The organism is Planktotalea sp., from assembly GCF_018607995.1.
Taxonomy (GTDB): Bacteria; Pseudomonadota; Alphaproteobacteria; order Rhodobacterales; family Rhodobacteraceae; genus Planktotalea.
The window spans coordinates 1-14,881 of sequence record NZ_JABBAL010000016.1 but is presented as its reverse complement, the minus strand read 5'-3'; the positions used below and the strand labels follow the sequence as shown (position 1 = coordinate 14,881).

Genomic DNA, 14,881 nt, shown 5'->3' with positions numbered 1-14,881 from the left:
TTATCCTAGCTCAGCACTGCGCCAAGTTTCATCGCCATGCCCATGTCACCATCGACGGATAGCTTGCCGGTCATGAACGCGGCAGTCGCGTTTTGCTCGCCTTCTAGGATCGCTTGGAACGTTTCCGCATTTGCTGTCAGCGTCACATCCGCGTCTGCATCGGACGCCGAAGCACCAGTTTCATCAATCCGAACAGCGCCTTCACCTTCAATCTCGAATTTTGCACTGCCATCGAAATCTGCGCCTGCCAGCTTTTCATTCAGGGCCGTAACGGCTGCATTAATAATATTGCTCATGTCGCTCTCCGCTTCGTTATCTCATTGCATCTGGCATCTTGCCTATCATGCGCTACACTCTTTTGTATGAGACTGCGATTCCCCACGCGCAAACCTTACCTTGCGGCATATTTACGTAAACTTAGCGGCACGATCGGTGTGACGCTGGTGCTGTTTACGTCACCCTGTAGCTTACCCGCTATTGCGCAAGACGTGCCTCACAAGAGTGCGACAGACGTTAACGCGCAAGTTCTCTTGGGGCAGTTACGCGACGCGAATGCGGGGGAGGCCGCAAAAATCGCCAAGCAAATCAAACGCGATTGGGCGCGTTCTGGTTCTGCTTCGGCCGACTTACTGTTGAAACGCGGGCGCGATGCGCTGGGCGCGAAAAAGCCTAAGGTAGCGGTCGAGCATTTGACTGCCCTCATAGATCATGCCCCTGATTTTGCGGAAGGCTGGCATATGCGTGCGAGCGCGCTGTATCAGCAGGAACTTTATGGTCCCTCGCTTGAAGATCTTGAACGAGCTTTGACGCTTAACCCCCAGCACTTTGATGCGATCCAAGGTTTAGGCGCGATTTTCGAGCAATTGGGCGATCCAAAGCGCGCGTATGAGGTCTATGAGCAAGTTCTGACTATACATCCGCATCACACGACCGTACTCGAAGCGATGGAGCGGTTGGAGACTGAAGTCAAAGGTCCAGCCCTCTAAATTAATATCGAGTTTGGGGCAGATATGGCCGCGCAATCACGCATCATCGCGGTTCTAGGGCCGACCAATACGGGCAAAACTACCTACGCGATCGAGCGTATGTTGGCGCATCGCACAGGTGTTATTGGCCTGCCTTTGCGTCTTTTGGCCCGCGAAGTCTACGACCGCATCGTCGCTTTGCGCGGGCCGTCTGTTGTGGCGTTGGTAACAGGTGAAGAGCGTATAGTGCCGCCGCGCACGCAGTATTGGGTCTGCACTGTCGAGGCAATGCCGCAAGGCATGGGGGCCGATTTTCTGGCTGTCGATGAAATTCAACTCTGCGCCGATCCAGAGCGAGGGCATGTATTTACGGAACGTTTGCTTAGTGCGCGTGGCCTGCATGAGACTTTGTTCATGGGCGCGGACACGATGCGTGACCCGATCCAGTCGCTTATTCCTGATGCTCAATTCGTAGCGCGGGAACGCATGAGCGAGCTGACGTATTCTGGCCCAAAAAAAATTTCCCGCATGCGTCCGCGTAGCGCAATTGTGGGTTTTTCTGTGGAAAACGTCTACGCCATTGCTGAATTGATCCGCCGTCAAAAGGGAGGAGCGGCTGTTGTTATGGGCGCTTTGTCGCCGCGCACGCGTAATGCGCAGGTGGAAATGTATCAAAACGGCGATGTGGATTTTCTCGTAGCGACCGATGCGATTGGCATGGGGCTTAACCTTGATATTGATCACGTGGCGTTTTCTTCACTGAGCAAATTTGACGGCCAACGTATGCGCCCGCTGATGGCAAACGAGCTTGCGCAGATAGCAGGGCGGGCTGGACGTGGGATGAAGCCGGGCACTTTTGGTGTGACTGGCGAAGCGCCACCGCTCCATGATGAGTTGGTGCGCGCCATTACCGAACATCGCTTTCAACCTGTTGGCAAACTGCAATGGCGCAATCCCAAGTTACAGATGGGCCGTCTTGATGCACTGATCGCCTCGCTGGAACAGCCAAGCCATGATGACCGTTTGGTGAAATCGCGCGAAGCCGATGATCTTCGGGTGCTCAAAACCCTAGCAGGCGAGACCGAAGTCATGGCGCGTGCGAGCGATGCCAAATCGGTGCAACTCCTTTGGGATGTGTGCCGCGTGCCTGACTTTCGCGGCATCAGCAATTCCGAACATGCCAACCTGCTTGAGGGCATTTTCAACTATCTTCATGAGCTTGGCCGCATCCCCGATGACTGGCTTGCAAGGCAAATCAAACGCATTGACCGCATAGAGGGTGACATCGATACGCTCTCCAAACGACTCGCGTTTATTCGCACTTGGACTTACGTGGCTCAACGCTCTGGCTGGACAAATGACGAAAACCATTGGCGTTCGCAGACGCGCGCTGTAGAAGACCGCTTGTCAGATGCGCTGCACGAGCGTTTGACCCAAAGATTTGTGGACCGGCGCACATCCGTGCTTTTGCGCCGGCTCAAACAAAAGGAGGCCCTTTTGGCCGAAGTAAACGATAAAGGTGAAGTGACCGTCGAAGGTGAATTCGTGGGTCGTTTGGAAGGGTTCCGTTTTTCGCAGGATAAGTCCGCGAGCGGTGCCGAAGAAAAGACATTGCGCGCGGCCTCCGTGGCTGCGTTAACCCCACATTTCCATTTGCGCGCGGACCGTTTTTACAACGCACCCGATACAGAGATTGATTTTACCGAGCAGGGTGGCCTCATGTGGGGCGAATATGCGGTCGGTAAACTGGCCGCGGGCCCCGAGGCTTTGAAACCTCAGGTCCAAGCGTTTGTTGATGATGAAGCAGGCGCAGATGTGATTGAAAAAGTCACGCGTCGTTTGCAGCATTTCATTGACCGCAAGATCGCGCTGCATATGGAGCCTTTGCTGAACCTGCAACGCGATGAAGAGCTTTCCGGCATGGCGCGTGGCTTTGGCTTCCGTTTGGTGGAAGCTTTGGGGCTCGTCGCGCGTTCCGACGTAGCCGAGGATGTTAAAGCGCTTGATCAAGATGCACGCGGCGCGCTGCGCAAACATGGCATTCGCTTTGGTCAGTTCACCATTTTTATGTCTTTGCTTTTGAAGCCTGCGCCGACGCGTTTGCGTCTTGTGCTGTGGTCTTTGGCCGCGGGTCATCAAGAATTCCCAGAATCGCCGCCCCCCGGTTTGGTGACGGTTCCGTCTGATGAACACGCACCAGCGGGCTACCATTTGATGTCTGGCTACCGCGCTGCTGGGGCCCGTGCGATCCGTATTGATATGCTGGAACGCCTTGCAGACATGCTACGCACCGAGGACAGTCGTGGTGGGTTCGAAGGCAATGCAGATATGCTTTCTATCACAGGTATGACTTTGGAGCAATTCGCGGATCTTATGCAAGGTCTCGGATATAAAGCGGAAAAAGGCGAGCGCGAGAAAGTTAAAGTGACGCCTGTTGTGGCTGTGGATGAGACAGCTAAGGTCGAAGACGCCCCCGCTGAGGCTGAGGCTGAAGACGCCCCAAAAGAAGACACACCGCCCGAGATGGAGGTGTTCTACACGTTTACATGGGGCCGTGCGCGTCAGCAAAAGCACGCGGACAGTCGTCCTCGCAAGCAAGGCGGCGCTCCCAAGGGCAAAGGCAAACCTCGCGGGAAACCTCAAGGTGGCAACAAAGCGCAAAACTTCTCTGCACGCCCGCCCAAGTCCGAGAAAAAGATCGATCCCGATAACCCGTTTGCAGCGGCTTTGGTGGGATTGGCCTTTAAAAAGTGAGCGAAACAGTTGAAAAGCTGCGCGCTGACAAATGGCTCTGGCAGGCGCGGTTCTTTAAGACCCGTAGCCTGTCGGCCAAACTCATCACAGGTTCGCACCTACGGGTGAACAGCGACAAGGTGATCAAAACCTCCGCCACAATCAAAGTTGGCGATGTTCTGACATTCCCCCAAGGCAATCACATTCGCGTTATTCAAGTGGACGCCATCGGGATGCGGCGTGGTCCTGCGCCCGAGGCGCAAGCTCTATATACCGATCTTAGCCCGCCGCAACCGCGCGATATTGGCAAATCTTATGCAGAACGCGGTGGTCGCCCAAGCAAGGCGGACCGAAAGCTTGGCGCGCAAATCAAACGCGGAGAGCTTGAATGATCCACCCGCTTGGATTAGCAAGTCCGCAACTTCGATTGAGGCACGATTCATGACCTACATTGTTAACGACAGCTGCATCGCCTGCAAATACACAGACTGCGTCGAAGTCTGCCCTGTGGACTGCTTCTACGAGGGTGAAAATATGCTGGTGATTCACCCAGATGAGTGCATCGATTGTGGCGTATGCGAACCCGAGTGTCCTGCCGATGCGATCCGTCCTGACACAGAACCGGACATGGAAAAATGGGTTGAATTTAACCGCAAGTATTCCGAGATGTGGCCTGTCATTATCACCAAGAAAGACCAGCTTCCTGACGCGGAAGAGCGTGACGGTGAAGAAGGAAAGCTTGAGAAATACTTTTCTGAGAAACCTGGTGAGGGTGGCTAGATACACCGAATCACCTATGCGATTTTGAAAAGGTGCGTGCGTAGCACCTTTTTTACGCTTTGGGCCTGCGAATGCGGGGTGTACTGGATGTTAACGTATCTTGCACGCACTACTGGTGAGGGGAGCATTTTTATGATAAGGACTTCATCAAATGATAAATAATTACCTGACACTGATCTGTTTCTGCCCTCCCGCGAGATAGTAAAACCTATACAAAGCGTGCTGAGCTGGCTGATGCCTGTGCGTGCGCTTTTGACGTGTCTGATGATCCTAAATGAGCTGAGGAAAGCCCATAATGAGCAAATCAAAGAACCTCGATTTTCGCATTAACGAATTTGTTGTGTACCCCGCGCATGGCGTGGGCAAAGTGGTCTCCGTCGAAGAGCAAGATGTCGCAGACGTTAAGTTAGAACTTTACGTGATCGCATTCGAAAAAGATAAAATGACCCTGCGCGTACCGACGCATAAAGCCATCGACATTGGTATGCGCTCGCTCAGCACGGGCGATGAAGTCGCCCACGCAATGAAAACGCTCAAAGGCAAAGCGAAAGTGAAACGCGCCATGTGGTCGCGTCGCGCGCAGGAATATGAGCAAAAGATTAATTCTGGCGATTTGATTGCGATTGCAGAAGTTGTACGAGATTTGCACCGTACCGATGATCAGCGCGAGCAAAGCTATTCAGAGCGTCAGCTTTATGAAGCCGCGCTTGAGCGTTTAACCCGCGAGATTGGTGCTGTTCAAGGGGGCGATGAAGACGCCGCCGCACGTCAGATCACTGACGTTTTGATGTCCCGAGTTGTTGCTGCCGCTTAGGCCGACTTTTCAGGGAACAGGGAAAGCCGCGCTTTTGGGAGGAAGCGCGGCTTTTCTATTTTAGCCCGCCAGTAGGGTAAGAAGCAGTGCCGCTTCAGTGACTTGCTGGCTTGCGCCGCAGACGTCACCAGTCTGACCTTCGATCTTTGCGCGAGTCAGCGTTATGCAAAAATAAGCGCAGATCGCGGCAACAAGCGCCATCGCAATCCCGTAAAACCCAAACGTAAATATTAAAGCGAGTACTCCGACCCCAGCCGCAATTTGTGCACAATGCATAGAGACAACGCCAACAGATTTGGACAGACCAACGTCACGGGCGTGAGGCAGTGCCGTCATAATCGCAGGCATCACAGCGCGCGACGCAACGTGAACCGCAACCAACGGTAGCGCCCAATTGTCAAAGCGCAACAGCTCTACCAGCACGCCAACACGCAGGGCCAAAGTGATCCCTAAAGCCAAAACACCATAAGTGCCGATCTGACTGTCTTTCATGATTTTCAGCCGCATCGCAGGGTCCCAACCACCCCAGAACCCATCGGCGCAATCGCCCAAACCGTCCTCATGCATTGCGCCCGTCACGACGATGCCAGCGGCCAACGCCAAGATAGCAGCGCTCCATAGGGGCAAACCGATCCAAAGCGCAAGTTTCGCAGCGATGCAGGTGATCAAACCGGTCACCACCCCAACCAGCGGATAGGCCCAAGCCGCGCGCGCGCTCTGGGCGTAAGCGTCTTCATCTAATCGGATCGGGAGCCGTGTGAGCAAGCTCAGTGCCAGCGCGATATCTTTTAAGAGGTCGTTTTGCTGTGCCAAAAGGGTCGTTCCTACCTTGTCGCTTATGCAGAGCACGTTAAACACAGATACAAAGATGCTTACAACGAAAGAGCCGATCATGAGTACATTTTCTTCTTTAGCCGAGTTTCACGCGCTGCTCGCGGCGATGCCAAACGCTGATGCAAACGCTGTTGCAGGCGCGCAAGAGCGCAACGGCCAATTGACCAAACCGCCCGGCGCTTTGGGCCGTCTTGAAGAGTTGGCGATTTGGTATGGTGGGTGGCGTAGTACGGATCGGCCCAGCGTTGGCAAGCGCCAAGTAATTGTTTTTGCAGGCAACCATGGTGTAACGGCACAGAGGGTTTCAGCCTTTCCACCCGAAGTGACAGTGCAAATGGTTGCAAATTTTGAACATGGCGGCGCTGCTGTGAACCAACTAAGCCGTGTGGCAGGGGCAGAGATGAGCGTACATGCGCTGGATCTCGATACGCCTACGGCAGATTTCACCAAAGAGGCGGCGATGAGCGAGGCTGAGGTTGTGGCTGCACTTACAACAGGCTGGAACGCTGTGGACGCTGACACGGAAATGCTGGTCGTGGGTGAAATGGGCATCGGCAACACCACTTCTGCTGCTGCAATTGCAACGGCGCTTTTTGGAGGTGACGCTGCGGATTGGACAGGGCGGGGCACGGGCGTTGATGATGCAGGATTAGCTAACAAAACGCGGGTTGTCGCGGAAGGCGCGGCGCTGCACGCAAGTGAAGACGCGCTGGAAATCTTACGCTGCTTGGGTGGGCGTGAACTTGCGGCAATGGCGGGCGCAATTGTGAGCGCGCGTGCCAAGCGCATTCCTGTGATCATGGATGGGTTCATCTGCACCGCCGCTGCGGCCTGTCTTGCGAAAGCCCAGAATGGGGCGCTTGATCACGTGGTTGCAGGACATCTGAGCCAAGAGGGCGCGCACGGTAAGCTTCTGGCAGAACTTGATAAAGAGGCGATCTTGTCCCTTGACATGCGTCTCGGTGAGGGCTCCGGTGCTACGCTTGCTATCAATGTTCTCGTCGCAGCAGTCGAGTGCCATTCTGGCATGGCGACTTTCGCTGAGGCAGGCGTCGCAGCGGGCTAATCCCCGGATTTACGCGCTTCCAAAATTGTGAGGAGCGAGGCTTCTAGGTCTCGCTCCAGGTCCTTCGCCCGCGCGATATAAGCTCTGTTTTCGCCTGATGGCGTATCTGGATCCCAGACTTCGGCCAACTCGCGGATCGCATGACGATCGTGGGCATAAAAGGTTTTTTCGGCTTCTGCCGCTTCGAACTCAGTTAATCCAATATTCTCAAGTACATAGCGGCCTGCGCGTAGAGAACTGTCAAACATCTCGCGCACAATATCATTCGCGCCTGCGCCATAGAGGCGAAAAACATCACTGCGATCCTGTGCGCGCGCGATTATGTGTAAATCGGGGCGCTCTTTACGCGCATAGAGCACCAGTTTCAAAGTTGCCGCGGGATCATCAAGCGCCACTACTAGGACGCGCGCATTGGCCAATCCAGTCGCGCGCAGCATGTCGGGGCGTGTTGGATCACCGAAGAACCCTTTGAATCCAAAGCGGCGCATCAATTCGATGGTTTTTATGTCATGATCAATCACGATAGTTTTGAACCCCGCTGAGCCGACCAGGCGGTTCACAATTTGACCAAATCGACCGACGCCGGCAATGATGACAGGCCCTTCATCATCGATCTCGTCATGCGTGATGTCTTGGTTTGCGCCGCGAAAACGCTTGTTGATTACTTCCATCAGGATGAACAAAAGTGGTGTGATCAACATCGAGAGTGCGATGATCAACAAAATGCGTTCCGAAAGGCTGACTGGGATGACATCTTGCGCGACGGAAAATGCGGTTAGGATGAAGCCAAATTCGCCTGCCTGTGCAAGACCAAGCGTAAACAGCCAACGATCTTGACCGTGTAGCTTGAAAATCCGCGTCAGCGCATAAAGGACGAGGCCTTTGATCAGGATGACGGCTGCGGTCAAGCTCAAGATCGCAATCGTATCGCGCTCCAGAACAGCAAAGTTGATGCCAGCACCAACGGTGATGAAGAACAGGCCAAGCAGAAGACCTTTGAAGGGTTCAATGTCTGTTTCAAGTTCGTGCCGGAACTCGGAGTTCGCCAGAACCACGCCTGCAAGGAATGCGCCAAGGGCGGGTGAAAGGCCAACGAGCAGCATCAGGAACGAGATCCCAACCACGATCAAGAGCGCCAGCGCGGTGAACATTTCGCGCAAGTGGCTCGCATGGATAAAGCGAAACACAGGCCGTGCGAGGTAAACGCCTGCAAGAATAATCGCAGCAATTGCACCCAAAGTGATAAGTGTAACGCCCCAGCCCGGTAGGTCCGAGGTTAAGTTGAGTGTGGTATGATCCGCACCGTGTTGGTCGCCGATGTGGCGATTGATCGAGCCATCTGCGCTCAGCGTCATTGCTTTGGGTAGCGCGAGAAGCGGTAGAATCGCGAGGACCGGGATAACTGCAATATCTTGCGTCAATAGAACAGAAAACGTAGAACGCCCGCCCGCAGTGCGCATCAGACCCTTTTCGCTAAGAGTTTGTAGCACGATTGCGGTAGAAGACAGCGCGAAAATCAGGCCAACCGCCAAAGCAATAGACCAATAAAATCCGAGTGCCATTGCGCCAATCATGATCGCAAGGGTCGTGAGCGTAATTTGCAATCCGCCCAACCCAATCAAACGATGTCGCATATCCCAAAGCGCGCGAGGTTCCAGTTCTAGCCCGATCAGAAAGAGCATCATCACTACGCCAAACTCAGCGAAATGTTGCAGATCCTTCGTTTCTGCACCCACCAATCCCAAAAGCGGACCGATCAGAATGCCCGCTGCCAAATATCCAAGCACTGAGCCGAGGCCCAAGCGTGCAGCAACGGGAACCGCAATGACGGCGGCCCCCAGATAGATCGACGCTGAAAATAAAAAGCCTTCCATCGAGCACTTTCAACTTTGGCGCGCTCAGGTCGGAAGCGGCGCGTCTTGCTTCAATTGGTCCATAACTATCTGACTTTGCACGCGGGCTACAGCAGGATGTGGAAGAATAACATCGTGGATAAGTTGATTTAAGCTGCTGAGATCTGAGCAATAAATGCGCAAAAGATAGTCGGAATCCCCCGTTAACGTCCAAACGCTAATAATTTCTGGCCGTACTTCGGCAAGACTCGCGAAACTGCGCGCTTCTTTGGGGCCATGCGATCTAAGCTGAACTTGAACAAACGCTTGAACCGTGAGGCCAATGCGAGACGCTTCAAGATGCGCATGATAGCCACTGATATACCCATCTGCTTCCAGCTTTTGACGGCGTCGTCCCGCTTGGCTGGCTGACAGGTTAAGCCGTTCGCTAAGATCTTGGGCGGTGTAATGTGCGTTGCTTTGGAGTGCGGCAAGCAGTTTTTTGTCTATGTCATCTAACATGCTGACTTCTTTTCGCGCAGGTGTGGCAGGTCTGCTAAACTGGGACTTTTAGCCTTTGGGCATTCTCAAGGTCACATTACGACCCCGTTTTGTGTAAATAAGTTGACCTTCGCCAATCGCAGAAACACGTCCACCATCGACACGATCGCCGACTTTCACTTTCTTGTAGCGCCCGCTCGAAAGCCGAACCAGCGCGCGTCGACTGGAAGGTTTGCCGTAAACACCAATAAGGTTTACGCGGCTGAGATTGATTGCATTTCTGACGGTTGCTGTTTTGGCGACAGATGCGCTGGATGGAATGCGCGGTTTGACAGTTCTGGGCGCAACCGCTGCGACTTGAGTTGCTTGTTGTTCTGTCTGACGCTCAGACTGCTTTTGCGCGCGCGATACGATCTGCGCAAAATTGCGCGGTCGTTGGGATGGTTTACGAGAACTGGCAATGGCCAAACGGGTCGCAGGCACGACAGCGGATTCTGTTTCCGCAACTTCCTTTTCTACGCGTGGGCGCAGCTTTGGACGAATCTTAGCGAGCTCTGCGCGAGAATTGCCACCTAATTGCGTGCGCTCAGTGTCTTCGACCAACGTTTCGGGGCGCGTTTTCGGGCGCAGAGAGGCGAACAGGCCGCTCTCAAATTCCGTGCCGGGCGTCGTAAGTGCGTCAGCCGGCGTAAGTGCAGCGGTGCGAAGGCGCTCAGGAACAGCTGGTGGCACGCGCGCGGGGCGTCCCAGAAATACCAAAGCGCCTTCCGGCGTGATCGCGCCATCCGGTGTTGCAGGCACAAGGCCATTTTCATCAAATGCGAACTGGGAGCCCGCTGTTGGCGGTCCTGTCAAACCTTGAGGCAATGCATCACGAGGCTGCGTCAAAGGCTCTAATGCAAAGGCATCTTGACCGCTAATGCGCGCATCAATCGAAGCTGGGTAAACGTCATCTAGCGCGATTTGCGGCGGTAATGCGGGTTGCACGGGTGTGGCGAGCCAGATGCCAGTTGCGGCGTATTTCGCGGCCGCTTCCTCTGGTGAAATAACTGGGGCCACAGACTCAACCTGAGCAAGCCCTTCGTTCCTCAGCGGGAGGTCTTCAATCAAGACATCGTCTTCACCAGTGGGCAAGGACGCCAGTTCTATCAACGCCTCGTTATCTTTCTCAGCATCTGGATTAGGCAGTTCTGCAATTGCTTTGTTGCGATTATCGCCACCAAAAAAGCGAGCCAGACCATCGTCCAAAAAGACAGAGGCCCAGGCCGCGACAGTCACCAAAAACAGCAAAAGAATGGCAGTAAGAATCAAGCCAAGGAAGCGCGGCTTACCGCCGACGGCGATGTTTTCTTTCTTTTTCTGAGGCTTGCGTGCACCGAAGACAGTCATGCGCTGCTTTTCGTCTTCGCGCGCAGAGATGGCGGCATCAACGACAGGTTCCAGTGCGGCTGGGGGTTCGGCTTTTGTTGCACGCTTCGCCATTAACCCGCGTGCGCCAGCCAAGGTTGCACCACCTGCCGTTCCTGCAAGTGCAAAGGCTTTTGCAGTGGCTTTCGATCCGTTTTCTTTCAGTTTATTTGGTGCAGCTTCCTCAACAATCGGTGCAGGCGCGCGAAGGTTGGCAATCAGTGCACCGTCAGCAGCACCCTGAAACGCAGGCACCGTGCGTGGCGAAGCGGCAAAGTCAGCGGGCATCGGAGGGATGTTGTCGGGGAAATCGCCTTCTACATATGCAAGGCCAGGGCGCAAAGTGCCAAGCTTTGAGTCAACTTTTGTCTCTTCCAAAGCTGCGTCAGACATGCCTGTCACTTGCGGGGATTGACCAACCCCAGGCTTCGTTGCATTTGGTGCAGGGATCGCGGCCGCAGGAGGCATCACTGGATCGGCTTGCCGCTGAGCCTCGTCTAAACGCGGCGGTGCTGCAAGTAGGGGCGATACCGGCTTTGCGACAGTTTCGGTGGGTGCTGGTGCCGCAGGTTCTGGCGCACTGCGGCGCGAGGAAAAGCCGGGAACCGTAATTTTCAATTCCTCTATGAGATCATTCGGCGCGTCTTCGCTCGACGGAATTACGGGCTCTGGATCAGGGACAACTAGCGTTGGAAGAGGGATCGCATCACCCGTCGCAATTGCAGGCTTGCCATCCGTAACGAGCGTGGTAACTCCCTTTGATTTGGCCAAAGTACTGACGCCAAAGAAAGGTTCATACGGAAAATTTACAGGCGCTGTCGCAGCAACAAATACCATCGGGGCGAAACCATGCTCTGTTGCGAAGGCTTCCGCTTCTTGCAGAGTTTCTTTTGCGACGGCGGCTATATGAACCTGTCCGGCCTCATTGGCGAAATCGAACGCCAGATCATCGACTGGATAGGGCGTTGCGCCGTCAAGCGCACCAAGCACAGAATTTTGAAGAGCATCTTTGTCCAAGCCTGTGGCATCAACCGTTAGATATTTGATCTGGTCGTCGGCGATAATCAATTTGGTTTCGACAGGCCCGTTGCCAAGCGCCTCTGCTTTGGCGCGCAAAGCAGCAAGATCGCCCGTGAGATCGGCGGAACCTATGTCGACATCACCCACACGGCCCCACCCATTCTCTTGCTGCTGCAAAAGTTGGATACCGCTGAATGAAAGCGACAATGCAAAATTCAGTCTCATACTGGTGTTTTAGTCTCCCCAAACGCGCACTGGGAGTCGGTGCGCGATATTTGATAAAGTATAGCAGCTTCTTGCCTAGTGGAAGAAGCGTTGCCTGAGAGAAGTTTGCCCAAAGTTTCCCCTTCTTGAGTGTACTACCTTAGTGCCAAGGATATCGAGGTCGCTTGCGACTAAAGCAAAGAGGCGGGGAAGCAGTATAGGCCCTGTTGATAGTAAAATCGGTGTAAGGTGTTACAATGTTCTTAAAAAATTGGGTATTTTTGTTTGCACTTGCAATTGCAGCAAGTGTGGGGACGCAAAACTTGGTGCAAGAGACAGAGCCACTTTGCACCATTGTGGTGATCGGAGAAGCGCAAATTGCGGCTACTCCTGACAAAGCCGTTATCACCTTGGGTGCACGTCATGTGGCGAAAAGCGCAGCGGGTGCGCTTGGGGAAACCAGCAAAACGGTTGCAGCGATTCTCTCTCGGATGGAGAAAATGGGTGTCGAGCGGGCCAATATGCAAACCCTGCCGTTGACGCTTAATCCCGTGTGGCGACGGAGAAAACGCTATGACGGCGACGGATCAGTTTTAAATCCTATCGGCTTTGAAGCGTCGAATTCAGTGACGTTCACATTGCTCGATCTTACGACGCTAGGGGAGGTCCTGGATAAGATGGCCCGAGATGGGGTAAATTCGTCTTCGAGCTTTCGCTTCGCCCTGATTGATCCCGAACCCATTTAAGATCGCGCGGGCACCGCAGCTGTGGTTGATGCCCGTCGAAAGGCGGAACTTTACGCGCTCGCAGCGGGTCTGGAACTTGGTGAGGTGTTGCTTGCTGATCACCGAAGAAATGGTTGGCTCCGGCGGAGGCTTTCCACCACGCGTCATGGAAATGGCTGCGCGCTCATCTTCCGTTCCAATCGGGCAAGCGAAATAACGCGGCGCTCGAGTGTTAAGGCCGTGTTCAACATCGCACAATAGAGATGAAAAATGGCCCAAGACGATCCTCGGGCCATTCTAGCTTTTGGTGTACCTCGTTTACTTCGAGGCGGCTTTGATCGCTTGATCCAGGTCAGCAATCAAATCTTCCGCGTTCTCTATCCCGATGGAAATACGCACGACATTCGGACCCGCGCCCGCCGCTTCCTGTTGTTCTGGCGAGAGCTGGCGGTGTGTGGTCGAGGCCGAGTGGATAACTAAGGAGCGTGTGTCACCCAAGTTGGCGACGTGGCTGAAAATCTCAAGGCTGTTGACCAGTTTGATGCAGCCTTCATAACCCGCCTTTAGCGCGAATGTGAACAAGCCGCCTGCTCCTTTCGGGCAGATCTTAGCGACGCGCTTGTTGTAAGGTGAAGAGGGAAGACCTGCGTATGTAACATACTCAACATGCTCGTTTTTTTCTAACCAGCCTGCGACGGTTTGCGCGTTCTCAACATGGCGTTGCATACGTAGGGAAAGGGTTTCACAGCCCATCAACGTATAATGTGCTGCTTGTGGGTTCATCGTCATACCGAGATCGCGCAGCCCGATGGCGATGCCGTGGAATGTGTAGGCCAAGGGGCCAAATGTTTCTGCGAATTTGAGGCCGTGATAAGCAGGTTCTGGCTGGCTGAGGGACGGGAATTTGTCGGACGCTGTCCAATCAAACTTGCCGCTGTCGACAACGCAGCCACCCGTCACGGTGCCGTTGCCTGTGAGGTACTTTGTGGTGGAGTGTACGACCAGCGTCGCACCATGCTCGATCGGGCGGCACAGGTAGGGAGTTGCCGCAGTATTATCCACGATCAAGGGAATGCCAGCAGCGTCGGAGATTGCAGAAATAGCGTCGAGGTCGGTGATGTAGCCCCCGGGATTAGCAATTGCTTCGCAGAAGACCGCGCGCGTGTTGTCGTCGATAGCGGTTTTCACGGCTTCTTCGTCATCGAAATCGACGAACTTTGCTTCCCAACCGAAACGTTTGATCGTTTGGCTGAACTGCGTAATTGTGCCGCCATAGAGACGTGTGGAGACAACGACATTATTGCCCGGCTGCATCAGCGGAAAGAGTGCCATGATCTGTGCTGCGTGACCCGAGGAGCAGCACACCGCGCCAACACCGCCCTCAAGTGTGGCTATGCGTTCTTGCAGAACCGCAACCGTGGGGTTGGTCAAGCGGGAATAAATGTAGCCGACTTCTTGTAGGTTAAAAAGCGCAGCCGCATGTTCTGCATCGCGAAATACGTAAGCTGTGGTTTGATAGATCGGCGTGTTCCGTGCGCCTGTTGCTGGGTCGGGGCGCGCGCCTGCGTGAATTTGCAGCGTATCAAAGCCGTAGCTGGGTCCGTCGGTCATTGTGGTTCCTCACGTTAAGTATAATCGTTAGGGACGGGTTTAGGCCAATGTTGCGCACCTCACAACCAAGAGGCATGAAATCAGAACGTGCGTTCGCAAAGAGGTAATACTTGGAAACAAGCGTTTTGTACGCAATTTAGCGCATGCAAAAACCGACCTTTTTTATGCGATTGCGGATCGCTGGCTCTTTGCAGGGCATATTTTGAGCGTGCTGTCCTTGTGAATGGCGCGCTCGCCTTGGCAGATTTATAGCCCCAGTCTTGAGTGACAGCTGATCGTTGCTTCCGCTTAGTAAAACAAGTTTGAGAATCGGCGCACTTGGGGCCTATGGTTGTGAGTAGCCCCGTTTGAGTGGTCCAATTTGAAAGTTAGTGCATGCTTGGCCTTTG

13 protein-coding genes are annotated in these 14,881 nt (G+C 54.1%); 7 read left to right on the top strand and 6 right to left on the bottom strand.

Translation table 11 applies throughout. The annotated features are described in order from the left end of the window. Window positions 1-5: 5 nt before the first annotated feature. Window positions 6-296, bottom strand: coding sequence for an SCP2 sterol-binding domain-containing protein (locus QZ280_RS06170; RefSeq protein ID WP_293441709.1), 291 nt, complete (start codon window positions 294-296; stop codon window positions 6-8). 66 nt (window positions 297-362) lie between these two features. On the opposite strand from QZ280_RS06170, the gene QZ280_RS06165 reads away from it, so the two are divergent. The 5 genes from QZ280_RS06165 to QZ280_RS06145 all read left to right on the top strand — a co-directional run bounded on the left by QZ280_RS06165 (window position 363) and on the right by QZ280_RS06145 (window position 5,292). Then, window positions 363-986: a tetratricopeptide repeat protein gene (locus QZ280_RS06165; protein ID WP_293441708.1), complete on the top strand. Its 624-nt coding sequence runs from the start codon at window positions 363-365 to the stop codon at window positions 984-986. A gap of 24 nt (window positions 987-1,010) precedes the next feature. Continuing rightward, complete coding sequence (locus tag QZ280_RS06160; protein WP_293441707.1) at window positions 1,011-3,719, top strand: helicase-related protein; 2,709 nt, start codon at window positions 1,011-1,013, stop codon at window positions 3,717-3,719. Then, entirely contained in the window at window positions 3,716-4,090 is a 375-nt protein-coding gene (locus QZ280_RS06155; protein ID WP_293441706.1) for an RNA-binding S4 domain-containing protein, read from the top strand. Before QZ280_RS06160 ends, QZ280_RS06155 begins: the two co-directional genes overlap by 4 nt. A gap of 49 nt (window positions 4,091-4,139) precedes the next feature. Then, complete coding sequence (gene fdxA / locus QZ280_RS06150) at window positions 4,140-4,478, top strand: ferredoxin FdxA (protein ID WP_009827504.1); 339 nt, start codon at window positions 4,140-4,142, stop codon at window positions 4,476-4,478. 295 nt (window positions 4,479-4,773) lie between these two features. Further along, window positions 4,774-5,292, top strand: a complete 519-nt coding sequence (locus QZ280_RS06145; protein WP_293441705.1) for a CarD family transcriptional regulator — start codon at window positions 4,774-4,776, stop codon at window positions 5,290-5,292. Window positions 5,293-5,352: 60 nt separating this feature from the next. Here QZ280_RS06145 and QZ280_RS06140 read toward each other — a convergent pair whose 3' ends face one another. After that, window positions 5,353-6,105 (bottom strand): adenosylcobinamide-GDP ribazoletransferase, encoded by a 753-nt coding sequence (locus tag QZ280_RS06140; protein WP_293441704.1) that lies wholly within the window; start codon window positions 6,103-6,105, stop codon window positions 5,353-5,355. A 76-nt stretch (window positions 6,106-6,181) separates the two neighbouring features. Between QZ280_RS06140 and cobT the strand changes: the two genes are divergently transcribed. Next, complete coding sequence (cobT, locus tag QZ280_RS06135) at window positions 6,182-7,192, top strand: nicotinate-nucleotide--dimethylbenzimidazole phosphoribosyltransferase (RefSeq protein WP_293441768.1); 1,011 nt, start codon at window positions 6,182-6,184, stop codon at window positions 7,190-7,192. On the opposite strand, the gene QZ280_RS06130 is transcribed toward cobT, so the two are convergent. The 3 genes from QZ280_RS06130 to QZ280_RS06120 are packed head-to-tail and all read right to left on the bottom strand — an operon-like array spanning window position 7,189 to window position 12,177. Next, the gene (locus tag QZ280_RS06130; protein ID WP_293441703.1) at window positions 7,189-9,066 is read right to left on the bottom strand and encodes a cation:proton antiporter; all 1,878 of its coding nucleotides are present in this window, start codon (window positions 9,064-9,066) and stop codon (window positions 7,189-7,191) included. The two genes, cobT and QZ280_RS06130, sit on opposite strands and share 4 nt — an antisense overlap. Before the next feature lie 24 nt (window positions 9,067-9,090). Continuing rightward, window positions 9,091-9,546 (bottom strand): Lrp/AsnC family transcriptional regulator, encoded by a 456-nt coding sequence (locus QZ280_RS06125; RefSeq protein ID WP_293441702.1) that lies wholly within the window; start codon window positions 9,544-9,546, stop codon window positions 9,091-9,093. 48 nt (window positions 9,547-9,594) lie between these two features. Then, entirely contained in the window at window positions 9,595-12,177 is a 2,583-nt protein-coding gene (locus tag QZ280_RS06120; RefSeq protein WP_293441701.1) for a hypothetical protein, read from the bottom strand. Window positions 12,178-12,413: 236 nt separating this feature from the next. Between QZ280_RS06120 and QZ280_RS06115 the strand changes: the two genes are divergently transcribed. Continuing rightward, window positions 12,414-12,902: an SIMPL domain-containing protein gene (locus tag QZ280_RS06115; protein WP_293441700.1), complete on the top strand. Its 489-nt coding sequence runs from the start codon at window positions 12,414-12,416 to the stop codon at window positions 12,900-12,902. A gap of 297 nt (window positions 12,903-13,199) precedes the next feature. On the opposite strand, the gene QZ280_RS06110 is transcribed toward QZ280_RS06115, so the two are convergent. After that, window positions 13,200-14,492: an O-acetylhomoserine aminocarboxypropyltransferase/cysteine synthase family protein gene (locus tag QZ280_RS06110; protein ID WP_293441699.1), complete on the bottom strand. Its 1,293-nt coding sequence runs from the start codon at window positions 14,490-14,492 to the stop codon at window positions 13,200-13,202. Between the last annotated feature and the right edge of the window lie 389 nt (window positions 14,493-14,881).